Source organism: Pseudomonas sp. GW821-FHT01D09, assembly GCF_059422465.1.
On sequence record NZ_JBWKWY010000022.1, the window covers coordinates 52,607 to 76,328 of the forward strand.

At 62.3% G+C, this 23,722-nt stretch carries 23 protein-coding genes; 10 read left to right on the forward strand and 13 right to left on the reverse strand.

The genetic code is table 11. From position 1 onward, the window contains the following. Positions 1-47: 47 nt before the first annotated feature. Positions 48-437 (reverse strand): hypothetical protein, encoded by a 390-nt coding sequence (locus AC07W7_RS18645; RefSeq protein ID WP_495039868.1) that lies wholly within the window; start codon positions 435-437, stop codon positions 48-50. A gap of 129 nt (positions 438-566) precedes the next feature. Further along, on the reverse strand, positions 567-1,013 hold the full coding sequence (locus AC07W7_RS18650; RefSeq protein WP_495039869.1) for a response regulator: 447 nt from the start codon (positions 1,011-1,013) through the stop codon (positions 567-569). 248 nt (positions 1,014-1,261) lie between these two features. Here AC07W7_RS18650 and AC07W7_RS18655 point away from each other — a divergent pair, with 248 nt between their 5' ends. The 8 genes from AC07W7_RS18655 (at position 1,262) to AC07W7_RS18690 (ending at position 10,245) form a co-directional block, all read left to right on the forward strand. Beyond that, positions 1,262-3,184 carry a putative nucleotidyltransferase substrate binding domain-containing protein gene (locus tag AC07W7_RS18655; protein WP_495039870.1) on the forward strand — a complete coding sequence of 641 codons (1,923 nt, stop codon included), beginning with the start codon at positions 1,262-1,264 and terminating at the stop codon, positions 3,182-3,184. Continuing rightward, the gene (locus AC07W7_RS18660; RefSeq protein WP_495039871.1) at positions 3,181-3,888 is read left to right on the forward strand and encodes a 3'-5' exonuclease; all 708 of its coding nucleotides are present in this window, start codon (positions 3,181-3,183) and stop codon (positions 3,886-3,888) included. Before AC07W7_RS18655 ends, AC07W7_RS18660 begins: the two co-directional genes overlap by 4 nt. Positions 3,889-3,985: 97 nt before the next feature. Further along, positions 3,986-4,504 (forward strand): RNA polymerase sigma factor, encoded by a 519-nt coding sequence (locus AC07W7_RS18665; protein ID WP_495039872.1) that lies wholly within the window; start codon positions 3,986-3,988, stop codon positions 4,502-4,504. Beyond that, positions 4,501-5,481, forward strand: coding sequence for a FecR domain-containing protein (locus AC07W7_RS18670; RefSeq protein ID WP_076962277.1), 981 nt, complete (start codon positions 4,501-4,503; stop codon positions 5,479-5,481). Before AC07W7_RS18665 ends, AC07W7_RS18670 begins: the two co-directional genes overlap by 4 nt. A gap of 197 nt (positions 5,482-5,678) precedes the next feature. Beyond that, on the forward strand, positions 5,679-8,108 hold the full coding sequence (locus AC07W7_RS18675) for a TonB-dependent siderophore receptor (protein WP_495039873.1): 2,430 nt from the start codon (positions 5,679-5,681) through the stop codon (positions 8,106-8,108). A 63-nt stretch (positions 8,109-8,171) separates the two neighbouring features. Then, positions 8,172-9,275 carry a PepSY-associated TM helix domain-containing protein gene (locus AC07W7_RS18680; RefSeq protein WP_495039874.1) on the forward strand — a complete coding sequence of 368 codons (1,104 nt, stop codon included), beginning with the start codon at positions 8,172-8,174 and terminating at the stop codon, positions 9,273-9,275. Beyond that, positions 9,272-9,451, forward strand: a complete 180-nt coding sequence (locus AC07W7_RS18685) for a hypothetical protein (protein WP_099168672.1) — start codon at positions 9,272-9,274, stop codon at positions 9,449-9,451. The genes AC07W7_RS18680 and AC07W7_RS18685 overlap by 4 nt, the downstream gene beginning before the upstream one ends. Positions 9,452-9,615: 164 nt before the next feature. Further along, positions 9,616-10,245, forward strand: coding sequence for a glutathione S-transferase family protein (locus tag AC07W7_RS18690; protein WP_076962281.1), 630 nt, complete (start codon positions 9,616-9,618; stop codon positions 10,243-10,245). A gap of 141 nt (positions 10,246-10,386) precedes the next feature. Here the strand turns inward: AC07W7_RS18690 and creD are convergent, their stop codons facing one another. Genes creD through rloA2 form a run of 4 tightly spaced genes read right to left on the reverse strand, consistent with a single transcriptional unit; the run spans position 10,387 to position 14,472 of the window. Next, positions 10,387-11,745: a cell envelope integrity protein CreD gene (creD, locus tag AC07W7_RS18695; protein WP_169865911.1), complete on the reverse strand. Its 1,359-nt coding sequence runs from the start codon at positions 11,743-11,745 to the stop codon at positions 10,387-10,389. A gap of 51 nt (positions 11,746-11,796) precedes the next feature. Next, a complete protein-coding gene (gene creC, locus AC07W7_RS18700) occupies positions 11,797-13,236 on the reverse strand; it encodes a two-component system sensor histidine kinase CreC (RefSeq protein WP_495039875.1) in 1,440 nt (479 codons plus the stop codon). Beyond that, positions 13,236-13,913 carry a two-component system response regulator CreB gene (gene creB, locus AC07W7_RS18705; RefSeq protein ID WP_076962284.1) on the reverse strand — a complete coding sequence of 226 codons (678 nt, stop codon included), beginning with the start codon at positions 13,911-13,913 and terminating at the stop codon, positions 13,236-13,238. Before creB ends, creC begins: the two co-directional genes overlap by 1 nt. Before the next feature lie 58 nt (positions 13,914-13,971). Further along, positions 13,972-14,472, reverse strand: coding sequence for a retropepsin-like aspartic peptidase RloA2 (gene rloA2, locus AC07W7_RS18710; protein WP_076962285.1), 501 nt, complete (start codon positions 14,470-14,472; stop codon positions 13,972-13,974). 175 nt (positions 14,473-14,647) lie between these two features. On the opposite strand from rloA2, the gene yihG reads away from it, so the two are divergent. Next, on the forward strand, positions 14,648-15,526 hold the full coding sequence (gene yihG / locus AC07W7_RS18715) for a 1-acylglycerol-3-phosphate O-acyltransferase, YihG family (RefSeq protein WP_495039876.1): 879 nt from the start codon (positions 14,648-14,650) through the stop codon (positions 15,524-15,526). A gap of 39 nt (positions 15,527-15,565) precedes the next feature. On the opposite strand, the gene AC07W7_RS18720 is transcribed toward yihG, so the two are convergent. Together AC07W7_RS18720 and AC07W7_RS18725 are read right to left on the reverse strand one after the other, a co-directional pair. Beyond that, positions 15,566-15,814, reverse strand: coding sequence for a hypothetical protein (locus AC07W7_RS18720; protein ID WP_076962287.1), 249 nt, complete (start codon positions 15,812-15,814; stop codon positions 15,566-15,568). Positions 15,815-15,954: 140 nt separating this feature from the next. Next, complete coding sequence (locus AC07W7_RS18725; RefSeq protein WP_076962329.1) at positions 15,955-16,524, reverse strand: DUF2780 domain-containing protein; 570 nt, start codon at positions 16,522-16,524, stop codon at positions 15,955-15,957. Positions 16,525-16,706: 182 nt separating this feature from the next. Here AC07W7_RS18725 and AC07W7_RS18730 point away from each other — a divergent pair, with 182 nt between their 5' ends. Then, positions 16,707-17,165: an anti-sigma factor domain-containing protein gene (locus tag AC07W7_RS18730; RefSeq protein WP_495039877.1), complete on the forward strand. Its 459-nt coding sequence runs from the start codon at positions 16,707-16,709 to the stop codon at positions 17,163-17,165. A gap of 162 nt (positions 17,166-17,327) precedes the next feature. Here AC07W7_RS18730 and fdhA read toward each other — a convergent pair whose 3' ends face one another. The 5 genes from fdhA to AC07W7_RS18755 all read right to left on the reverse strand — a co-directional run bounded on the left by fdhA (position 17,328) and on the right by AC07W7_RS18755 (position 23,715). Continuing rightward, positions 17,328-18,527 carry a formaldehyde dehydrogenase, glutathione-independent gene (gene fdhA, locus AC07W7_RS18735; RefSeq protein ID WP_076962289.1) on the reverse strand — a complete coding sequence of 400 codons (1,200 nt, stop codon included), beginning with the start codon at positions 18,525-18,527 and terminating at the stop codon, positions 17,328-17,330. A 179-nt stretch (positions 18,528-18,706) separates the two neighbouring features. Continuing rightward, positions 18,707-19,564: a formyltetrahydrofolate deformylase gene (gene purU, locus AC07W7_RS18740; RefSeq protein WP_029296961.1), complete on the reverse strand. Its 858-nt coding sequence runs from the start codon at positions 19,562-19,564 to the stop codon at positions 18,707-18,709. 69 nt (positions 19,565-19,633) lie between these two features. Then, positions 19,634-20,266, reverse strand: coding sequence for a sarcosine oxidase subunit gamma (locus AC07W7_RS18745; protein ID WP_495039878.1), 633 nt, complete (start codon positions 20,264-20,266; stop codon positions 19,634-19,636). A 132-nt stretch (positions 20,267-20,398) separates the two neighbouring features. Beyond that, complete coding sequence (locus AC07W7_RS18750) at positions 20,399-23,416, reverse strand: sarcosine oxidase subunit alpha (RefSeq protein WP_495039879.1); 3,018 nt, start codon at positions 23,414-23,416, stop codon at positions 20,399-20,401. After that, positions 23,413-23,715, reverse strand: coding sequence for a sarcosine oxidase subunit delta (locus AC07W7_RS18755; RefSeq protein ID WP_076962292.1), 303 nt, complete (start codon positions 23,713-23,715; stop codon positions 23,413-23,415). The genes AC07W7_RS18750 and AC07W7_RS18755 overlap by 4 nt, the downstream gene beginning before the upstream one ends. Between the last annotated feature and the right edge of the window lie 7 nt (positions 23,716-23,722).

Below are 23,722 nucleotides of genomic sequence, written 5' to 3' on the forward strand. Positions count from 1 at the left end.
GCCCTGGCTATATGGCCGGGGCTTTTTTATATGGCGTGTAGCAAGACTTAACTGACAATAATGACATAGTCCCCCGAAAGCTCGGCCTGAGACCCAGCCCCAGAGTCAGTTCCGTCAACTTTTAAGCCCGTCAATGCACCCGTATGCACGTTACCGACAACTTTCACCTGGATGGTGCCTGCAACCGAGTGAGTAAAGGTGCGTCCTACAGGGTCCAGATAATCTATATGAAACTGCGTGTGCGTTAAGTTGTGAGTGCCCTGCCCAAGGGGCTGGCCGTAGCTAATATTCAGGTGCGTGGTATCACTACTGGCGATCAGCGATACCCCAGATGGAGTGCCAGAAAACCGATTCGGAAAAAATTTTTGATCTTGCTTATCGACACGCGCCGTGATGGTAGCTTCGACTGTTGTAACGCCGTTACATACATTACTCATGGTGAACTCCTGTTCGCTGCATTTAGAGGCACTGATCCCAAACCAGCACCCTCCCAACGATTAAACAGGCCCCCCCAAAACCGCCGATACTGTGAAATCTGACAGTGCCGACCAACGGTCAACCCCCGCCTACTGCGTCATCCCCAACTCACGCTTGACCATCTTCGCCAACTTCACGCTATCAATCGGCTTGAGCAAAAAGTCCACCACGCTCAAATGCATGGCGTCGATCACATCCGGTGCGTCGGCGTCCCCCGACATGATGATGATCGGCAATGCCGCCCGGGGAGAGTTGCGCACCAGGCGAATCAATTCCAGGCCATTGCTGGGTGCCATGCGCAGATCGGTGATCAATAAACCGATGGACGTGTTAGCGCTCAACAAATCCCACGCGGCCTGGCCACTGTCCGCCGTCATGCAACGAATGCCATCCATCCCGAGAATTTGCGCCAGCAGTTCACAGGAGTCTTTATCGTCGTCCACGATCAATACCCGTTGCGGCGGCAAATCAGGCTCCAGCATCACGGCGCTCAGCGCCTCGCGCTCGGCCTCACTCAAAATATCGTCGTCGGACATACGTTTCTCAGGTCATTTTTATCACTCTCCCGGCACAGAAGTCAGACATCGCCGGAAGGGCGAACAATGTGCACTTCGTCGGAAAGTTTTCCTAGTGGGCGTTCTACGGGTTCGGGACGATTTTCATGTAAGGTTTTTCCCTAGTTTTTGAAGGCCGGATAGCTACCTAGACTTACGTCCAATGGGCACCCGCTGCGTGGGGGCCGACCATGAGGGACGATAACGACAAAAAAACTGCGGTCATGGTTATGAGTAAAGCTGACGCTTTCACCCAGGCAGGGAAAACTGCGGTGTTGCAGAACATTCACGGCACCCTGCAGTTCCTGCAACGCTTCCCGCCCTTCAACCAGATGGAAAACGCCCACCTGGCGTTTCTGGTGGAGCAGTGCCAATTGCGCTTCTACGGCCCCGGCGAGAGCATTCTCAAGCCGTCGGCAGGCCCGGTGGAGCACTTCTATATCGTCAAGCAGGGGCGCGTGATCGGTGAGCGGCCGGACTCGGCGCAAACCACCTTCGAGATCACCACTGGCGAATGCTTCCCCCTGGCCGCGCTGCTGGGGGAGCGGGCGACCCGCACCGAACACAAGGCCGCCGAAGACACCTTCTGCCTGCAATTGAACAAGCCGGCGTTTATCAAGCTGTTTGCCCTGTCCGGCCCGTTCCGTGACTTTGCCTTGCGCGGGGTCAGCAGCCTGCTGGACCAGGTCAACCAGCAAGTCCAGCAGAAAGCCGTGGAAAATCTCGGCACCCAGTATTCGCTGAACACCCGCCTCGGCGAATTGGCCATGCGCCATCCGGTGACATGCGGCCCGCTGACGCCGCTGCGTGAGGCGGTCACGCAGATGCATGAGCAGCAGGTCGGCAGCATTGTGGTGGTCGATGAGCACAAGGCGCCCCTGGGGATTTTCACCCTGCGTGACCTGCGCCATGTAGTGGCCGACGGCACCAGTGACTTCACCCAGGCCATCGCACAGCATATGACCCAGGCGCCGTTCTTCCTCAGCCCGGATCACAGTGCCTTCGATGCGGCGATTGCCATGACCGAACGGCATATCGCCCATGTGTGCCTGGTCAAGGATCAGCGCCTGTGTGGCGTGGTGTCCGAGCGCGATCTGTTTTCCCTGCAACGGGTCGACCTGGTGCACCTGGCGCGCACCATCCGCAATGCGCCCCGGGTGGACAACCTGGTGGCGATCCGGGGTGAGATCGGCCAGTTGGTCGAACGCATGCTGGCCCATGGCGCGTCCTCGACCCAGATCACCCATATCATCACGTTGCTCAACGATCACACGGTGTGCCGGGTCATCGAACTGAGCATCGCCGACAAAGGCGACCCCGGCGTGCCCTTCAGCTGGCTGTGTTTCGGCAGCGAAGGCCGCCGCGAGCAAACCCTGCATACCGACCAGGACAACGGCATCCTGTTCGAGGCCCGCGACGCCGCCCATGCCGCCGAGATTCGCGGCCTGCTGCTGCCCCTGGCGCAGCAGATCAACCAGAGCCTGACGCTGTGCGGCTTTACCCTGTGCAAGGGCAATATCATGGCCGGCAACCCCGAGCTGTGCCTGTCCCGTGCCGAATGGGCCCGGCGCTTTGCCGCGATGATCCGCGAGGCGACGCCAGAGAACCTGCTCAAATCCAGCATCTACTTCGACCTGCGGGTGGTGTGGGGCGATGAACAAGGCTGCGAGCAACTGCGCCAGGGCATTCTTGAGCAGGTGGCGGACAACCGCTTGTTCCAGCGCCTGCTGGCCGAGAACGCCTTGCGCCAGCGCCCGCCGGTGGGGCGTTTCCGCGACTTTGTGCTGACGCGCAAGGGCGCGGACAAGGCCACCCTCGACCTTAAGGTGCAAGGCCTCACGCCCTTCGTCGATGGCGCCCGCCTGCTGGCCCTGGCCAATGGTATCGCCGCCAACAACACCCTGGAGCGCTTGCGCCAACTGGTGGATAAGGCCGTGATCGAACGCCTGGACGGCGCGGCCTATGAAGAGGCCTATCACTTTATCCAGCAAACCCGCATGCAGCAGCACCAGTTGCAGACCCGCGAGAACCTGCCGTACTCCAATCGGGTCGATCCCGACAGCCTCAACCATCTGGACCGGCGCATCCTGCGCGAATCCCTGCGCCAGGCCCAACGCCTGCAAAGCAGCCTGGCCCTGAGGTATCAGCTGTGAGCCTGTTCAATTGGCTGCGCCCTGCCCGGCCAGGCCTGGATGCCCGGCAACAGGCGCGCCTGCAACAACTGGCCGCCCCCAAGGCGCTCGGCGAGCACAGTCTGCGCGAGCAGCGCTGGGTGGTGCTGGACCTGGAAACCAGCGGCCTGAACCTTAATCGCGACCAGGTACTATCGATTGGCGCGGTGGTGATCGAAGACGGCGCCATCGACTTTTCCCAGCAGTTTGAACGGACCCTGCAGCGGGCGGAAACCAAACTCAGCCCCAGCGTACTGATCCACGGCCTCGGCCCCAGTGCAATCGCCGCCGGGTGCGATCCGGTCGAGGCGCTGCTGGACTTCATGGACTTTGTCGGCGACAGCCCGCTGCTGGCGTTCCATGCCCCGTTCGACCAACACATGCTTGGGCGCGCGCTCAAGGACAGCCTGGGTTATCGCCTGGCTCATCCATTCCTCGACGTGGCGGACCTGGCGCCGCTGCTGTGCCCGCAAGCGCATATCCGCGAAGCGGGCCTGGATGACTGGCTCGCCCATTTCAACCTGCAGGTGGGTGAGCGCCATCATGCCAGCGCCGATGCCCTGGCCACTGCCGAACTGATGTTGATTCTGTTCAGCCGCGCCCGCCAGCAAGGGCTGGACAGCCCTGGCGCGTTGCAGCAGCGCCTGGGCCAGTGGAAACGTCGCAAGCAGGCCCCCTCCCTATAGGCAGCATCAGCCGACCAACGCCAATTGCACCCATGCGCTGCCTCTGCCACAATCGCGAATAATTCTCGTTAGTTTAAACATCTCGATTGGTGATGCCTTGTCGTCAGCCCAAAGTCCCCACCGTGAGCTCGTTGGCGCGTTGTACCGTGACCATCGCGGCTGGCTGCTGGCGTGGCTGCGGCGCAACGTAGCCTGCCCCAGCCGGGCCGAGGACCTGAGCCAGGACACCTTCATGCGCCTGCTGGGCCGTGCAGAACTGCGCGAACCCCGCGAACCCCGGGCATTCCTGGTGGCCATCGCCAAGGGCCTGTTGTTTGACTATTTCCGCCGCGCCGCGCTGGAACAGGCGTACCTCAGCGAACTGATGCTGCTCCCGGAAAGCGAACACCCGTCCCCAGAAGCGCAGCACCTGATCCTCGAAGACCTCAAGGCCATCGACCGCCTGCTCGGCAAACTCTCCAGCAAGGCCCGCGCCGCCTTCCTCTATAACCGCCTCGACGGCCTGGGCCATGCCGAAATCGCCCAGCGCCTGGGGGTTTCCGTGCCCCGTGTGCGGCAGTACCTGGCCCAGGGCATTCGCCAGTGCTATATCGCCCTGTATGGCCAGCCGCTGTGAGCCAGGTCAGTTCCAGGCCGGTCAGCGCGCGGGTGCTGGATGCGGCGATTGCCTGGCAACTGTCCCTGGATTCCGGGGACGGCGGCGCCGTCGAGCATGAAGCCTTCAATCAATGGCTGGCCAGCAGCGAAGAACACGCCCGCGCCTGGCGCCAGCTGGGCATGCTCGACCAGCGCTTCAGCGTGGCCAACGGCCCGGCACGGGCGGCGTTGCTGCAATCGCGCGAAGGCATTCGGCGCCGGGTGCGCAAGCTCGGCAGCGGCCTGGCCAGTGTGGTGCTGGTCTGCGGCCTGGCGCTGTTCGCCGGCCAGCGCTACGTGCCGATCCACTATTGGCTGGCCGACCAACGCACCGCCACCGGTGAACAGCGCACGCTGAAACTGGCCGATGGCACCCTGGTCAACCTCAACACCCACAGCGCCATTGATGTGCGCTTCGATGAAAAGCGCCGGGTGATCGTGTTGCAGGAAGGCGAGATCCTCGTCGAAACCGGCCACAACGATGCCCGCCCCTTTGTCGTCGAAACCCGCGAAGGCAGCCTGCGCGCCCTGGGTACGCGCTTTATCGTCAAGCGCGAGGCAGACGGCACGCGGCTCAGCGTGTTGCAGTCGGCCGTGGCGGCGCAGCCCGGGGCCTTGCAGCAGGAGCAGGTGTTCAAGGAAGGCCAGCAGGTACTGATGCGCCGTGACGGCCTTGGCCCGCTGCTGGCCGTTACCCCCGGCACCGATGCCTGGACCCGTGGCATGTTGGTGGTCGATAACGCGCGCCTGGGGGATGTGATCGGGGAACTCGGGCGCTACCGCACCGGCTACCTGGGCGTGGACCCGCAAGTGGCCGACCTGCGCATCACCGGCAGTTTTCCGCTGCAGGACACCAACCTGGCCTTGAATGCGCTGCTGCCAACCTTGCCAGTGCAGATCCGCCAGCGTACGCCGTGGTGGGTGACGGTGCTGCCAAAGGTTGCGGGCAACCCTTAGGCCCCATCGCAGGCAAGCCAGCTCCCACCTTTGACAGTGTTCACCCATCAAAATGTGGGAGCGGGCTTGCCCGCGATGAGGCCCTCAAAGCCCCTCCATTCCCCCCAAGCAAAAAATATTTCCACCTCCCCTATCACTTTTTGATTCTCGTTCGGCACACAGGCAATTGAGAAATATTTCCATTCAGGAGCCACCCTATGTCCCGCACGCTAGACACCTTGTTGCGCCCCAGCCTGTTAGCCGTGGCCATTGCCCTCAGCGCCCCGCTGGCCAGCACCTCGTTGTTCGCCGCCGAACAGGCATCTAGCGTACGCGCCTACAACCTGCCGGCCGCACCGTTAACCAGCACCCTGAACCAGATCGCCAGCCAGGCCGGCCTCGCACTGACCCTCAGCCCAGCGCTGGCAGCCGGCAAGACCTCGGCCCCGGTCCAGGGCCAGTTCGATGCCCCGAGCGCATTGCGCGAGGCCTTGCGCGGCACGGGTTTGCAGTTGGAACAGAGCAGCGCCGGCACCTACAGCCTGGTGGCACTCCCAGAGGGCGTGCTAGCGCTGCCAGAGACCAACATCACCGGGCAGGGCAATTATGAAAGTGCGTGGGGGCCGGTGGAGGGTTATGTGGCTACGCGTACGGCGGCGGGGAGCAAGACTGATACGGCTCTGGTAGAAGCACCCCGCTCGATTTCCGTCGCCACCCGCCAGCAGATGCAGGACCGCAACGTGCAGAACCTGGATGATGCGGTCAAGTACATGCCCGGCATCGTCTCCGCCAGCTACGGCAGTGACACCCGCTACGACTGGATGCGTGTGCGTGGCTTTGAACCCACCCATTTCCTCGATGGCCTGCCATTGCCGCGTGGCGTGTATGCCAACCCGAAAGCGGAAACCTGGAACCTTGATCGTCTTGCCCTGCTGCGCGGCCCGGCCTCCTCGGTCTACGGCCAGACCCCGCCGGGCGGCCTGCTGGATATGGTCAGCCGCCGCCCCAGCGCTGAATCGAGCCATGCCATCCAGGTGCAGTACGGCAGCGACAACTACCGCCAGATCAACTTCGCCAGCACCGGCAAGATCGATGATGAAGGGCAGTTTCTCTATGGGCTCAGTGGCGTGGTACGCGATGCGGGCACCCAGGTCGATCACATCGACAACAAGCGCTACAACATTGCGCCGAGCCTGACCTGGAATATCGATACCGATACCAAGCTGACCCTGCTCTCGCAGTTCACGCGCGACGATACCGGGGCAACCAGCCAGTTCCTGCCGATCGTGGGCACCAAGATCAAATCGCCGCTGGGCGACGTCTCGCACCACAAAAACCTGGGTGACCCGGACTACGAGTTCTACGACCGCACCTACTACGCGTTGGGCTACGCCTTTGAACATCGTTTCAACGATACCTGGCAGTTCAAGCAGAACTTGCGTTATACCAAGTCGGAGCTGTCTTTCCAGCAACTGACCGTGGGTGCTTACTTCTACTCCCCGGTGGACGCCGAGGGCAATATCAGCCGCTCCTCGACCAATGTGGATGAGGATATCGGGCAGTTTGCGGTGGACAACAACTTCCAGGCCGACTTCGCCACCGGTGATATCAGTCATACCGTGCTGATAGGCCTGGATCATCAGCGCACTGACTCTTCCTATCTGTCGATTTTCGGCAAAGCCGGGACTGTTAACATCTACAATCCGGTTTATGGGCAGCCAATTGAGCGCCCGGCGCGCAAGGATGCGTACTACGACTACGACCAGAAAACCATCCAGACCGGCCTCTACGTACAAGACCAGATGGCCCTGGACAAATGGCGCCTGACCCTGGGCGGTCGTGAAGACTGGGTGCATCAAGGCACCACGTACCTCAACAAAAGCGACGCAACCAACACTGACCGCAGCAAGAACTTCAGTGGCAATGCGGCGCTGAGCTATGTCTTCGACTCGGGCTTTGTGCCGTACCTGTCCTACGCCGAATCGTTCCAACCCGCGAGCAACGCCAGCGTCGACCCGCTCAAATCGTACAAGCCCACCGAAGGCAAGCAATGGGAGCTCGGGATCAAGTACCAGCCACCCGGCTCCAATACCCTGCTGAGTGCGGCGGTCTACGATCTAACCCAGAAAAACGTGCTGGTGACCAGAACCGGCTCGAGCGGCCAGTCGATCACCGACCAGACCGGCGAAGTGAAGGTCAAGGGCCTGGAGCTGGAAGCCGTGTCTGACGTGACCGAGAACCTCAAGGTCATCGCCGCCTACACCCTGGCCAAGTCCGAGGTGCAAACAGGCATCTACAAAGGCAACCGCCTGCAACTGATGCCCAACCAGCAGGCCTCCTTGTGGACCGACTACACCTGGCACGATGGCGTGCTCGACGGGTTCGGCATCGGCTTTGGTGCCCGCTACACCGGCAACACCTATGGCGACCAGGGCAACACTTGGCTGGGCAAGGCCGATGCCTACACGGTGTTCGACGGCGCGCTGCATTACGACCTCGGCCGCCTGGACAACAGCCTCAAAGGTGCTTCGGTAAAACTGAACGCGACCAACCTGTTCGACAAGCAGTACATCTCCACCTGTGATGCGTCCTACTGTTACTACGGTGATCAGCGCAGCGTCGTCGCCAGTGCCACCTACCAGTGGTAATCGGCTGAGTTAACAACCAGGCCGTCCCCAGAGGGCGGCTTTGGCTTGTCTGAAGGCTAGAAAATGAAAAGCACAACCATCCGCCGCTGGTCCTTCATCCACACCTGGACCAGCCTGATCTGCACCGTGTTCCTGCTGATGCTGGCGCTGACCGGCCTGCCGTTGATCTTTCACCATGAGATCGATCACCTGCTGGGCAACGAACCCGAGCTCAAGCAGATGCCAGCCGATACCCCGCAGCTCAACCTTGAGCAACTGGTGGCCAAGGCCCAGGCCCATCGCCCTGGCGAAGCCATGCAATACCTGGCCTGGGACGAAGACGACAAGAACGGTGTGATTGCGATCATGGCGGCCACCGCCGGCACCGAGCCCAATTCGTCCCACACCTTCATGCTTGATGCGCGCACCGGCGAAAGCGTGGAGATGCCGTCGGCCAATGGCGGCTTGACGATGTTCCTGCTGCGCCTGCATGTGGATATGTTCGCCGGGCTGCCGGGCAAGTTGCTGCTGGCCTTGATGGGCGTGCTGTTTGTGCTGGCGATTGTTTCCGGCACGGTGTTGTACCTGCCGTTTATGCGGCGCCTGAAGTTCGCCACGGTGCGCCAGGACAAGTCCACGCGCCTGCGCTGGCTGGACCTGCATAACCTGATCGGCGTCGTCACCCTGACCTGGGCCCTGGTGGTGGGCGTTACCGGGGTAATCAGCGCCTGTGCCGACCTGATCATCGCTGCGTGGCGCAATGACAGCCTCACCACCATGATCGAGCCGTACAAGAACGCCGCGCCGCTGACCCTGCGCGCGCCGGCCACCGACCTGCTGAAAATCGCCGAGCAGGCCGCGCCGGGCATGACCCCGGACTTTATTGCCTTCCCGGGTACGCGCTTTTCCAGCGAACACCACTACGCGGTGTTTATGAAAGGCAGCACGCACCTGACCTCGCACCTGTTGACCCCGGTGCTGATCGATGCCAGCGACCTGCGCGTCACCGCCGTGGCCGAGCGGCCGTGGTACATGGACGCCATGGGCATGTCCCAGCCCCTGCACTTTGGCGACTACGGCGGCATGCCGATGAAGATCCTCTGGGCGGTGCTGGATGTGCTGACCATCATTGTGCTGGGCAGCGGTGTGTACCTGTGGCGGGTGCGGCGCAAGGCGGCCAGGCCATGAGGCCGCGGCAGTCGAATTTCTGGAAGGTGTTCGGGGTGCCGCTGGGGATCGGGCTGCTTAGCGCCGCCGGGTTGTTTGCGGCGTTGTTGGGAGATGGGGGTTGGGATTCCCTGAGCTGGATTGGGCTGGGTGTCCCGGCGGTCATCGGTGTCTGGGGGTTGCTGCGGCGGCCGTGAGGACGCCATCGCAGGCAAGCCAGCTCCCACATTTTGATGGGTGAACACCGTCAAATGTGGGAGCTGGCTTGCCTGCGATCTGGCCCGCAAAAACAACCAAGATCCCCCTCGCCAGCCCCACTACAACTGTCTAGTCTATGGCCGACCCTTCCCGAGGATTGCCCATGTTCGCGCCCAGCATGACCTTGTTCCACAACCCCGCTTCGCCGTTTGTCCGCAAAGTCCTGGTGCTGCTCCACGAAACCGGCCAGCAGGACCGGGTGGCCCTGGAAACCGTGCTGGTCACGCCGGTCAGCCCGGTCACCGCGCTGAACGAGGGCAACCCGGTAGGCAAGATCCCGGCCCTGCGCCTGGCCGATGGCAATCTGTTGCACGACAGCCGGGTGATCCTCGATTACTTCGACCACCAGCATGTCGGCACCCCGTTGATCCCCCGTGACGGCTCGGCCCGCTGGCGGCGCCTGACCCTGGCCTCGATGGCCGATGGGATCATGGACGCCGCCGTGTTGGTGCGTTACGAAACCGCCCTGCGCCCGGCGGATAAACACTGGGACAGCTGGCTGCAAGAGCAGCGCAACAAGATCCGCCGCACCCTGGCCGAGTTGGAACAGGACACCATCGCCGAGTTGGCCAGCCATTTCGACATCGCCGCGATCAGTGTCGCCTGTGCCTTGGGTTACCTGGACTTGCGCCACCCGGACCTGCGGTGGCGTTCAAGCAACCCCAAGCTGGCCGCCTGGTACGCCGAGGTCAGCCAGCGGCCTTCGATGCTGGCGACTCAGCCACCGGCCTGACCGTCGCCCGCTCTGGAGCGAGCGGGCTCACGAAGGTCTTCCCTTTTTCACGAGCCAACTCGTGCCGACAGGGGATGGGGAGCAATGCCCGGATCATTGCCAGCAACTCTCCCCTCTCCCGCCGATCCTCCCGCAGCCCGATCATTGCATCACCTCCAGCCCGTCAGCCTTGCGTTTGCCCACGCCATACCAGTCCAGTTTGCGCGTCAGCACCATCACGGTGCCCAACAGCCCGAACAGCAATAGCGAGCCCATCAACAGCGCGTAGTCCTCGGCACTCAACAGCCCGTACAGCAAACCGTACAACGCCGCCAACCCCGCCGAAAACCCCAGGCCGTGGGCCACGCTGCGCAGCACATGGCACACATAAAAACCGATCAACAACACACAGGCACTGGCCGAGACCAGGTACGCCAGGGCAAAGCCGATATGCTCGGACAACGACAACAGCAGCAGGTAGAAAAACGCCAGGGCCACCCCCACCAATGCGTACTGGATCGGGTGCACCGCCAGGCTCTTGAGCACTTCAAACAGGAAGAAACCGGCGAATGTCAGGGCAATGAACAACAGCGCATATTTGATCGCGCGGTCGCTCTTGAGGTACTGGTCCACCGGGTCGATGAAGTTCACGCCAAAGCTGCGCTCGTTGAAGTCCTCGCAGCGACTGCCGACCACACAGCCGGACAACGACTCCTCAAGGTTGGTGGAGAAGAACGAGGTCTGCCAATTGGCGCTAAAGCCCTGGTCGTTGATCTCGCGCTGCGCCGGCAGGAAGTTGCCGACAAAGCTGGGATGGGGCCAGTTGGAGGCCAGCTTGACCTTGGTGGTCTTGCCCACCGGCAGTACTTGCAGTTGTTCGGTGCCTTGCAGGCGCAGGTCGAAGGCAAAATCCAGCGGTGTGGGGTTCTTGCTGTCCTGGGCCGGCAACATCACGTGCACGCCGGCGCCGAGAAAACTCACCTGGGTGCCCGGGGCAAACTCCAGGCGTTGGCTGCCCAGCTCCAGTTTCAGGGCGTTTTCAATCCCGCGGATGTCGCTGATCCCCACCGCCAGGAACGCCTGCTCAAACGTGTAATCGGCAAAATCTTCCTTGATGCCCATCTGCGCCGGTAGCACAAAGCGGCCGCTGATGCGGTTGTCGGCATGGAACAGCCGCGCCTGGTAGATCCCCCGGGCCCGCAGTTCGGTTTGCACCTGGCCATCAAGCTCGAACTGCTCCGGCAGGAAGTACAGGCGGCCCTGTTCTTCACTGAGCACTTCATAGCGCTTGTTGAGTTTTTCGTTGAGCTTCCACTCACGCACGGTCTTGCGATACGGCACCACCATCAACGGCCCGCTGACTTGCTGGCTGTAGCTGGAGCTGCGGGCAATGTCCATCAACACGCCGTCGCGCAGTTCCTGGCGCTCGGTGATGATGCCGTTGATCATCAGCAACGGAATCAGCAATAGCAGGATCAGCAGCGCGATGGCGCCCAGTTTGAATAGCAGGCTGCGGTTCATGGGTCTCTCCCTGTTTTGATGGGGAGAGTCTGGCCGGGCCCTGTGGGGGATTTATGAGGGCAATGTGGAGACTGTGTGGAGATGCAGCACCGCCTCCACGCCCCCCGGCACGTTGCCGATCTGCAATGAGCCGCCGTGCAGTTTCATCACTTCCTCGACAAAATTCAGGCCCAGGCCGGTGCTCTTGCGCCCGCTGGTCGGGCGCGGCAGGGAGTAGAAGCGCTCGCTCAGGCGTGGCAGGGCGTATTCGGGGATCGGCTCGGCCTGGTTGAACAGGCGCACATCCACAGCGTGATGCCGAACCTGGGCGCTAAAACGCAGCGTGCCGCCGGGCGGGGTGAAGTCCAGGGCGTTCTCCAGCAGATTGCCCAGGGCCTGGCGCAGCAGAAACGGCTCGCCAAATAGTTTTACGTCGGCTTCGATCAGGCGTTCGACCTGCAACCCGGCCTGCTCGATCCGCGCGCATTGCGCCTTGAGCACCTCATCGACCAAGGCGGCCAAAGGCACCGGGATTTGCTGCTCCAGCCCCTGGCGCTGCTCGACCTGGGCCAGGTTCAGCAGGCGCTCGATCAACTGCTGCAAACGCGCGCTTTCGCTGGCGATATTGCCGACAAACCGCTGCTGCTGGGCCGGGGTCATTTCCCCCTGCAACAGCTCCGCCGCGCCACGAATCGCCGCCAACGGGCTTTTCAATTCATGGGTCAGGGTGTGTACATAACGCTCGACGTAGGCCTTGCCTTCCAGTTGTGTGCGCATGTGCTCCACCGCGGTGGACAACTGCGCCAGTTCACCGCCGCGATAGTGCGGCAACTCGGCGCGGCGCCCTTCGCTGACCGCCTGGGCATAGGTGGTCAGGCGCCGTAGCGCGGCGCTCAACCACCAGGACAACAGCGCCCCCAGCAACAGGCCCAGCGCCACCAGACCGGCGCCATACCACAACAGGCGGCGCTCGGTACGGTCGACATAGGGCTGCAGCGAGCTGTTGGGCTTGGCCACGGTGACCACACCAATGATCTGCCCGTTATCGCGGATCGGCGCGCCCACGTGCATCACCGACGACGCCGGGTCATCGGCCTCGCTGCGGGTCGAACGGGCGCCGTACTCGCCGCGCAGGGTCAGGTACACATCGTTCCATTTCGAGTAGTCCTGGCCCACTGCCGTACCGCTGGAGTCCAGCAATACAACGCCCTTGGCGTCCGTCACATAGATGCGGTGGTTGACCTGATTCTTCGCCAGGCCCCAGATGGTTGCGCCCGGCTGGCGCTCGCCGTAGGCCTTAAGCACGGTGGGCCAGTGGCTTTGGCCGAGGGTGCCGTTATTCACGTCATCGCGCAGGATTTCCGCCAGCAGGTTGGCGGTGTCCACCAGGGTTTCCTCGGTGGACTGGCGCACGCCGGGGCGGATTTCCTTCATCACCGTGTTGAGCACAAAGTAGCCGGTGAGGCCGATAAACAGCGCATACACCAGGAAAATCCGCAGCCCCAGGCGCATCAGGCGTGGCTCGGGCTGTAGCTGTAGCCCAGGCCGCGATGGGTCTGGATCGGCTCGGCCTCGGCGGCCACGCCACGCAACTTGCTGCGCAGGCTTTTGATATGGCTGTCGATATTGCGCTCGTAGCCGGCATCGGCGGCCACGCCGACGGCATCCAGCAGTTGCTCGCGGCTGAACACCCGTTCGGGCTGCTCCAGCAGGCAGTTGAGCAGGCGGAATTCATGGCGGGTCAGGCCCAGTGGCTGGCCACGATACTGGATCTGCACCCGCTCGTGATCCACCTGGAACAGCCCGCCGCTGGCCGGCGCTGCCACCGGTGCCACGCGCTTGAGGATCGCCTTGACCCGCGCCGCCACTTCCCGTGGGCTGAAGGGCTTGACCACATAGTCGTCGGCGCCGATTTCCAGGCCCACCACCCGGTCGATCTCGCCGTCGCGGGCACTGAGGAACATCACCGGTACTTCGCTAAAGCGGCGCAGTTGCTTGCAGGTTTCAAAGCCGCTGATGTCCGGCAGGCCGATATCCAGGATCAGCAAGTCCGCCGGGGTTTGCCGTTGATGCTCCAGGGCAGACTGGCCGAGGGTCAGCCAGGTGGTGGTAAAACCCTCGCCCTGCAGGGCAAAAATCAGGGTATCGGCTATGGCCGCTTCGTCTTCGACAATCAGGATATGGGGCATGGCGTCCGAGCACTGGGAGCTAAAGGTGAACGGTGCCCCATGCCTGGTGCGGCGTCAATCAGCAGCCAGGCTTGTCGGCGGTATAGCGGCGGGCCGGGTTCACTGCGGCGCCGAACTCGCGCAGGGCCTTGGCGCCGATCAGCAGCGGGTAGTTGAAGCTGCTGCGGTCGGTCAGGTTGACCTCCACCGTGCGCTTGACCTTGCCCAGGCACATTTCCAGCTCTACCACCGGGCGCTTGGCCACGCTGGTGTCTTCCTTGTCTTCGTCTTCGTCGGCGCGGTTCTTGATCTTGCTGATGCGCGCCACTTTGTGTTCGTAGACCTTGTTACTCATATCCTTGCCGCTGAGGCGAAAGCGCACCCAGTCCTCGCCATCACGGGTAAAGGTTTCGATATCACGCGCCGACAGCGAAGCGGTCAGCGCGCCGGTGTCCATCTTGGCCTTGAAGGTCTCGCCGATTTCCGGCAACTGAATATATTCGTAGCGCCCGTACAGGGTCGGCTCGGCGGCCATCACCGGCAGGGCAATAAGGGCTGACAGGGCAAGGAGATATTTCACTTAGGGGGATTCCTTGAAGTAAGTAGGCCAATACTAGACTGCAAATACAGCCCGAAGTTGGATCATGCCCCAGCCTACGCAACACAACGTGAAACATTCGTCAGGTGAATTGCGATTTGGCCTCTAGACTCAAGCTGCTTATCATGGCCCGTCCACCCGCTTGCAAGAGTTCCTTATGCGCCGCCTGCTCACCGGCTGTTTTGTCACACTGCTGCTGTTACTCAACACGCTGATCCTGATCGGCCCCCTGATGGTCTTCGCCCTGCTCAAGCTGGTGGCGCCCGGACGCTCACGCGATTACGCCTCCTGGGCCGTGATGTGGATTGCCGAGACCTGGGCCGAGCTCGACAAGCTGATCTTTGCCCTGTGCATTCCCACCCAATGGGATATTCGCGGCGACACCGGGTTGCGGGTCGATACCTCGTACCTGGTGATCAGCAACCATCAATCCTGGGTGGATATCCCGGCGCTGATCCAGACCCTCAACCGGCGCACGCCGTTCTTCAAGTTCTTCCTGAAAAAGGAACTGATCTGGGTGCCGTTCCTGGGCCTGGCCTGGTGGGCCCTGGATTACCCGTTCATGAAGCGCTACAGCAAGGCATTCCTGGCCAGGCACCCGGAACTGGCGGGCCAGGACCTGAAGATCACCAAACAGGCCTGCGAGTTGTTCAAGCGCCAGCCGGTGACGGTGGTCAACTACCTGGAAGGCACACGCTTTACCGAGGCCAAGCGGGCCCAGCAGCAATCACCCTTCACCCACCTGCTCAAGCCCAAGGCCGGTGGCGTGGCGTTTGTACTGGCAGCGATGGGCGAACAGCTGGATGCGATCCTCGACGTGACCGTGGTGTATCCACAGGAGAAGACTCCAGGGTTCTGGGATTTGATCAGTGGCGCGGTGCCCCGGGTAATTGTCGATATCCGCACCCGCGAGCTGGATCCCGCATTGTGGCAGGGGGATTACGAGAAGGACCCGGCGTTTCGCCAGAGCGTCCAGAGCTGGGTCAACCAGCTCTGGATGGAGAAGGATGCGCGCATTGATGAGCTCATCCGCTGACTCGCCGCCGCCAGGGCCAGGCCTGGCGAGCTCACGCACTTAAAACGAGATCGAAGCACTGTTGCCTGCGCTGAAACTGACATCGCCGACGCCAGCAGAGGCCTGCACACCGCCGGAGGCGCTACCCGTCTCGGCTTCAGGTTTTTTGCCGCCTGCCATTTCGGAATAAGTCATGAACTTCATACCGGTGGCCTTCTCAGCCTCCTCCTTGGTCATTTTGCTGTCGGCACCCTCGCGTTGCCAAAATGCTGGGTTTAAATTGCGCGATGATATTGTTGAATCGCTCATTGAAAGATCTCCATAAAGGGAATAACACCCATCCTGGCGTGCCCTCACGGGAGCTGGAGAGCGCTGGGTTCCAGGCGGGTATTGATCAGTGGCTCGGACCAACCAATCAGTTCCCTGCCCCCCTCACACCCACGTATCTCTCAGCTCCCAGCCCCCCAGATGCCAGCAAGCTTGCCCAGTACAGAAGTGTTGGCACCCTGCCCGCCCAGGTATTGCAGGATCACCGGGGCAAACTGGCCGATCATGCCGCTGTCCATGCCCAGGGCGCTGAAGGCGGTGTTCAGGTCGTTGGTGTCCTTGACGTTACCCAGCACACTGTCCAGGCCGCTGGTCTTGCTGCCACCGTTCTGGCCGAGCAGGCCGCTCAGGGCACCGAGGCTGCCCAATGCGTTGTTGCCCGACAGCTTGTCCAGGCCCGGTACGCTTTTGCCCAACTGCGAATAATCAGTGCTGCTGAGTTGGTTCTTGGCCAGGCCCAGCATCGCACCGGTGCCGCCGATGGCTTGCTCGGGAGTGACATTCAACTGCTTGGTCAGTGCCCCCAGCAAGCCGGCGGTTTGTGAGCTCGGCGCCGCAGCGGCGGCCTTGTTGGTGCCCTGGGCGCCGGAAACGGCGTTGGCCACATCGCCCAGGCTAAAACCTGCTGCAAATACCGGGCTGGCCGCCACGCTCAGGAGGCAGGACAGGGCAAAACCGCGTGAAATCTTCATCGAGACAACCTCGTAGGTGTAGGAGCTAAAGCAGCCGTTTGACTGAGCATCCAGCCGCTTGTTCCACGTCACAGATTTGTTCAGGAAAGCCCCGAAAGCCCACACCATCAAACTGCCACTAGGAACCCATCGCCCGCCACAGGGTCAATCAACACACTACAAAACTTGTCAGGAAGAGCCTTATGACTGCGTCCCAACCTCCAGTGATCGAGCACAAGCCCTCATTCTGGACCCGCCCGCGCCTGTTTATCGGCGCCTGCGTGGTGGTGGTTGCCGGTATCGGCGGCGCGCTCTACACCCAGGACAGCGTCAAGTCCGCCGCGACCCTGGTCAGCACCACCCAACAACCGGCTGCGCAGATCATGGCGCACAAGGATTACCTGGAGGTCCAACCGATCGCCACCACCGCCCCGGAACCGGACCGCAGCCTCGAACTGTGGGCCCTGCCGGCCGGCGGCACACCGGTGTCTTTGGGCCTGTTGCCGGAAGACGGCAAAGGCATCATCGGCCTCAACCCACGCCAGCAGGAAACCATCAGCCAGCCGGTGGAGTTGATGGTGAGCTCGGAAACCAAGGGTGGCTCGGTGAGCAAGCAGCCTACCGGCCCGACGGTGTATCAGGGCGCGCTGGCGATCCGCTAAACCTCAAACACCCTAAAACCAATGTGGGAGCTGGCTTGTGTGGGAGCTGGCTTGCCTGCGATAGCATCACCCCGGTCTAACTGAATAACCGAGGTGCCTGCATCGCGGGCAAGCCCGGCTCCCACACAAGCCAGCTCCCACATTAGGTAGGTGTTGCCTGGATTACGCCGCGCTGAACAGCTTGTGCGGGTCAATCACAAACTTCTTCGGCACACCGGCATCGAACTCGCCGTACCCACGCGGTGCATCATCCAGGCTGATCACCTGCACCCCCACGATCTCGGCGATATTGATGCGGTCCCACATGATCGCCTGCATCAACTGGCGGTTGTACTTCATCACCGGGGTCTGGCCGGTGTGGAAGCTGTGGGATTTGGCCCAACCCAGGCCAAAACGGATGCTCAGGCTGCCCATTTTCGCCGCCGCGTCCACCGCCCCTGGATCTTCGGTGACATACAGGCCGGGGATACCGATCTTGCCCGCCACGCGCACCACGCCCATCAATGAGTTGAGCACCGTGGCCGGGGCTTCAGCCTTGGCCCCTTCATGCCCATGCCCACGGGCTTCAAAGCCCACGGCATCGACGGCGCAGTCCACTTCCGGCTCGCCCAGCAGCGCGGCGATCTGCTCGTGCAGCGGCGTGTCCTGGGACAGGTCGGCGATTTCAAAGCCCTGGGCCTTGGCGTGGGCCAGGCGGATCGGGTTGACGTCGCCGATGATCACCACCGCCGCGCCCAGCAAACGCGCCGAAGCGGCCGCCGCCAGGCCCACGGGACCGGCGCCGGCGATGTACACGGTGCTGCCGGGGCCAACGCCGGCGGTAACGGCACCGTGATAACCGGTGGGCAGGATGTCGGAAAGGCAGGTCAGGTCGCGGATTTTCTCCATGGCCTTGTCGCGATCCGGCAGTTTGAGCAGGTTGAAGTCGGCATACGGCACCAGCACATACTCGGCCTGGCCGCCGGTCCAGTCGCCCATGTCCACGTAGCCGTAGGCGCCACCGGCACGGGCCGGGTTGACGGTCAGGCACACGCCGGTGTGTTGCTCCTTGCACGAGCGGCAGCGGCCACAGGCAACGTTGAAGGGCACCGACACCAGGTCGCCGAGCTTGAGGTTCTCGACGTCGCTGCCCTTCTCGATCACCTCGCCGGTGATTTCGTGACCGAGCACCAGGCCGGTCTGGGCAGTGGTGCGGCCGCGCACCATATGCTGGTCGGAGCCGCAGATATTGGTGGAGACCACGCGCAGGATGACGCCGTGCTCAATCTTCCTGCCACGGGGGTCCTGCATTTTGGGATAGTCGATTTTCTGTACTTCGACCTGACCGTTGCCGAGATACACGACACCACGATTACCAGACATGCTTTCACCTCGCTGTTGTTTTTATGGAACTGCGGTGCCCCTTTGGGTGGGCAGCGCGTTTAAGTGCTCGGGTTACAGATGCTGTTTTTGCGTTGTTAGTAAGGGCCTCATCGCGGGCAAGCCCGCTCCCACATTCACACATCACCCTGTGGGAGCTGGCTTGCCTGCGATGGCGTCAGTCAGAGCACCACCGTTCTATTGGCGTTCAAAAACACCCGCCGCTCAATGTGATACCCCACCGCACGCGCCAAGGTCAGGCCTTCGATATCCCGCCCCTTGGCAATCAAATCCTCTGGGTAATGACTGTGGTCCACCACCTCCACGCCCTGGGCGATGATCGGGCCTTCGTCCAGGTCGTTGTTGATGTAGTGCGCGGTGGCGCCGACCAACTTCACCCCCTTGTTGTACGCCTGGTGATACGGCTTGGCGCCCTTGAACCCCGGCAGCAACGAGTGATGGATATTGATCGCCTTGCCGTCGAGCTTGCGGCACAGCTCCGGCGACAGCACTTGCATATAGCGCGCAAGGATCACCAGCTCGGCACCCGCCTCTTCAATCACTTGCCACACCTGGCGCTCCTGGGACGGTTTGTCGTTGGGGTCGAGGGGGAAATGGTAGTAGGGAATCTGGTGCCAGTCGGCCAATGGCTTGAGATCGGGGTGGTTGGACACCACTGCGACCACGTCCATCGACAGTTGGCCAATGCGCTGGCGGTACAGCAGGTCGTTGAGGCAGTGATCGGCCTTGGACACCATGATCACCACTTTTGGCCGGTAGTTCGGCGCCGTCAGCTCGAAAATCATGCCAAAGGCTTCACCACGGGTGGCCAGGCCATCGCGAAAGCCTTGCTCGTCGAAGCCATCGGGTTGGCGGAATTCCACACGGATAAAAAAGCGCCCCGAGAGGCGGTCATCGAACGAATGGTGCTCGGTGACGTAGCAGCCCTGCTCGAACAGATAGCGGGTGACCGCGTCCACCGTGCCGAGCACGCTGGGGCAGTCGGCGGTCAAAATCCATGTATCGGGTGCGCGGCTCATTCTAGGTAACTCCTTGATCGTTCCCACGCTCTGCGTGGGCATGCCGCCATGGACGCTCTGCGTCCGTCATCAGGCTTGGACATTCAGGCCATACTCGGCCGAGGCATCCTGCAACCACAACCACCAGTAGTCCGAGAAGCTGCGGCGAATCACCAGTTCCCAGGTGTCTTGCGCGGTATGACGGATCACCAGCTGCGACTTGGCGAACACCGTGCCCACCGCCTTGCCCACCGGGAAGTTGTCGGGGTGCACGTCGTAGCTGGTGGACTTCATCAGCACGTCACGCACGTTCGGGCCGCTGAGTTCGAGGATCTGCTGGCCGCCACTGACGTTGACGACCTGGATGTGCAAATCACCCAGCGCCTCACGCAAGCTTTTCTCGGCGGCAAATTCCTCACCGCCTGGCACTACCAGCAACCACTCATCCGGGCCCAGCCATTGCAGGCTGGTTTCACCCTTGACGATGACTTGCAACGCGCCGGGCAATTCGATACCCAGGGCCTTGTGCACGCCGGCGGCGAAAGCTGCGTCATGGCCATCGCCACGAATGGTCAGGTGGCCCAGCAGTTTCTTTTCACGCACGGTCACACCGGCGTTCTTGCGGCCCTTGCCTACCAGGCTGGCGAGGTCGGCATGGTGCAGCGACGACTCGGCCTTGGCGCCGGTGGTGGGGCGTTGTTGGTACACATTGGCTGCGGTCATAAAACACCTGTGTTGAATTTGATCGTTCCCACGCTCTGCGTGGGAATGCCGCCATGGACGCTCTGCGTCCGCTCTTGGGGCGCAGAGCGCCCCGGGATGCATTCCCACGCGGAGCGTGGGAATGATCAGGTGTCAGATGTTCTGCCGCTCGCCTTTCGGGTCAAAGAACACCGAAGACACAATCTCGGCCTCGATCACGCTGCCATCGGCCTGGGGCGAGAACACCCGCTCGCCCATACGCTTCAAGCCGCCCTTGACCACCGCCATCGCAAACGAATAGCCGAGGGAGTTGTGGGCATAGCTGGAAGTGACATGACCGACCATCTTCATCGGAATGCTCTGCTTCGGATCAAGCACCAGTTGCGCGCCCTCTGGCAGCCACACCTTCGGATCAATCGGCTTCAAGCCCACCAGTTGCTTGCGCTCTTCACGCACGCAATCCTCGCGATTCATCCCACGCCAGCCGATCCACGAAAACGGTTTGGTACGGCCTACACACCAGCCCATGTTCAGGTCATCCGGGGTCATCGAACCATCGGTGTCTTGCCCGACGATGATGAACCCCTTCTCGGCCCGCAGCACGTGCATGGTCTCGGTGCCATACGGGGTCAGGTTGTACTGTTTGCCGGCCTCGACGATCTGCTCCAGCACGCCCATGGCGTAGTCGGCCTGCACGTTGACTTCATACGACAGCTCACCGGTAAACGAGATGCGGAACACCCGCGCCGGCACGCCGCCCACCAAGCCTTCTTTCCAGGTCATGAACGGGAAGCCGTCCTTGTCCAGGTCGATATCGGTGACCTCGCTCAACAGCTTGCGGCTGTTGGGCCCGGACAGGGTCATGGTCGCCCAGTGGTCGGTGACCGAGGTGAAGTACACCTTGAGGTCCGGCCATTCGGTCTGCTGGTAGATTTCCAGCCACTGCAACACCCGCGCCGCGCCGCCAGTGGTGGTGGTCATCAGGAAGTGGTTGTCGGCCAGGCAGGCGGTCACGCCGTCGTCGAAGACCATGCCGTCTTCCTTGCACATCAGGCCGTAGCGCGCCTTGCCCACGTCGAGCTTGGTCCAGGCGTTGCTGTAGATGCGGTTGAGGAACTCGCGGGCATCCGGGCCCTGGATATCGATTTTGCCCAGGGTCGAGGCATCCAGCAGGCCGACGCTGTCGCGCACGGCCAGGCATTCGCGCTTGACTGCCGCGTGCAGGTCTTCACCGTTGCGCGGGAAGTACCACGGGCGTTTCCACTGGCCGACATCCTCGAACTCGGCGCCGTTTTTCACGTGCCAGGCGTGCAGCGCGGTGTAGCGCACCGGCTCGAAGATATGCCCACAGTGCCGGCCTGCCACGGCGCCAAAAGTCACTGGTGTGTAGTTGGGGCGGAACATGGTGGTGCCCATCTGCGGGATGCTCACGTTCAGCGAGCGCGCAGCAATGGCCAGGCCGTTGACGTTACCCAGCTTGCCCTGGTCGGTGCCGAAGCCCAGCGCGGTGTAGCGCTTGACGTGTTCCACCGACTCGAAGCCCTCGCGGGTCGCCAGTTCGATGGCGGCGGCGGTGACGTCGTTCTGCAGGTCGACAAATTGCTTGGGCGCCCGGGCAGTGGCTTTCTCGTGGGGCACCTGGAACAGCGCCAGGGTCGGCTCTTCCAGGCGCGTCAGGGCCTTGGGCAGCGTACCTTCCACCGGGGCAAACCCGGCTTCGCTGGCGGCGCGCACGCCACCTTCAAAACCATCGGCCAGGGCATCACCCAGGCCGTAGACGCCGTTGATACCGCCCACACACACGCGTTTCTGCGGTGCCTCGCCCGGTACAAACCCGAGGATATCTTCACGCCAGGTCGGCTTGCCGCCCAGGTGCGAAGCCAAGTGCACCACCGGGCTGTAGCCACCGGAGCTGGCCACCAGGTCGCAGTCCAGCCACTCGCCAGGGCTGGTGACTGTGTGGGCTTTGACGTCGATGGCCGCCACGCGGGCGCCAGTGACGTGCTTGCTGCCACGGGCTTCGATCACGGCGCTGCCGGTAAGGATGCGAATGCCTTTGGCGCGGGCCTCTTCCACCAGCGCACCGCGTGGGTTGTGGCGTGCATCGGCCACCGCGACCACGCTAAGGCCGGCGTCAAACCAGTCCAGCGCCACACGGTAGGCGTGATCGTTGTTGGTCGACAGCAGCAGTTTTTTACCCGGCGCCACGCCATAACGGCGCACATAGGTCGAGACCGCGCCCGCGAGCATATTGCCCGGCACATCGTTATTGCCGTACACCAGCGGACGCTCGCACGCGCCGGTCGCCAGCACCACACGCTTGGCACGCACCCGGTGGATACGCTGGCGCACCACGCCAATCGGCGCACGGTCGCCGAGGTGGTCGGTGAGGCGCTCGTGGATGGTCAGGAAGTTATGGTCGTGATAGCCATTGACAGTGGCGCGAGGCAGCAACACCACGTCCGGCAGGGCCTTGAGCTCAGCGACCACGCTGGCGACCCACTCGGCCGCCGGCTTGCCGTCGAGGCTTTCGCGCGAGTCGAGCAGCGACCCGCCGAATTCTTCCTGCTCATCGGCGATGATCACCCGCGCCCCAGTGCGCGCAGCGGCCAGCGCCGCCGCCAGGCCCGCAGGCCCGGCGCCGACGATCAGCACATCGCAATGGCGGTTCATGTAGTCATAGGTGTCCGGGTCGTTCTCGGTCGGCGAGCGGCCCAGCCCGGCGGCCTTACGGATGTACTTCTCGTAGGTCATCCAGAACGATTGCGGGTACATGAAGGTTTTGTAGTAGAAACCCGGCGGCATCAGCTTGCCGCCGACCTTGCCGAGGATGCCCATCATGTCGTTGTTCACGCTTGGCCAGCCGTTGGTGCTGGTGGCGACCAGGCCCTGGTACAGCGCCTGTTGCGTGGCGCGCACGTTGGGGATCTGCGTGGCTTCGGTGGCACCGATCTGCAGCACCGCGTTCGGCTCTTCGGCGCCGGCGGCGAAGATGCCGCGCGGGCGCGAATACTTGAAGCTGCGGCCGATGATATCCACGCCATTAGCCAGCAGGGCAGCGGCCAGGGTGTCGCCTTCAAAGCCTTTGTAGCTCTGGCCGTTGAAGGTAAACGTCAGGGCTTTATTACGGTCGATACGGCCACCGTTGGACAGGCGATTGATCTGGCTCATACCTTCTCTCCAGAGGCCTTGGCGGTGAATTGCGGCTTCTCGCCGATCTTGTAGGTTTCAAGAATTTCGTAGCTCAGGGTGTCGCGGGTGGCGTTGAAGTACTGGCGGCAACCGGCGGCATGGATCCACAGTTCGTGGTGCAGGCCACGGGGGTTATCGCGGAAAAACATATAGTCGCCCCACTCCTCGTCGGTGCAGGCATTGGGGTCCAGCGGGCGCGGGATATGCGCCTGGCCGGAAGCGTGGAATTCCTCTTCGGAGCGCAGTTCGCCACAGTGAGGACAGAAGATATGCAACATAGGGAAT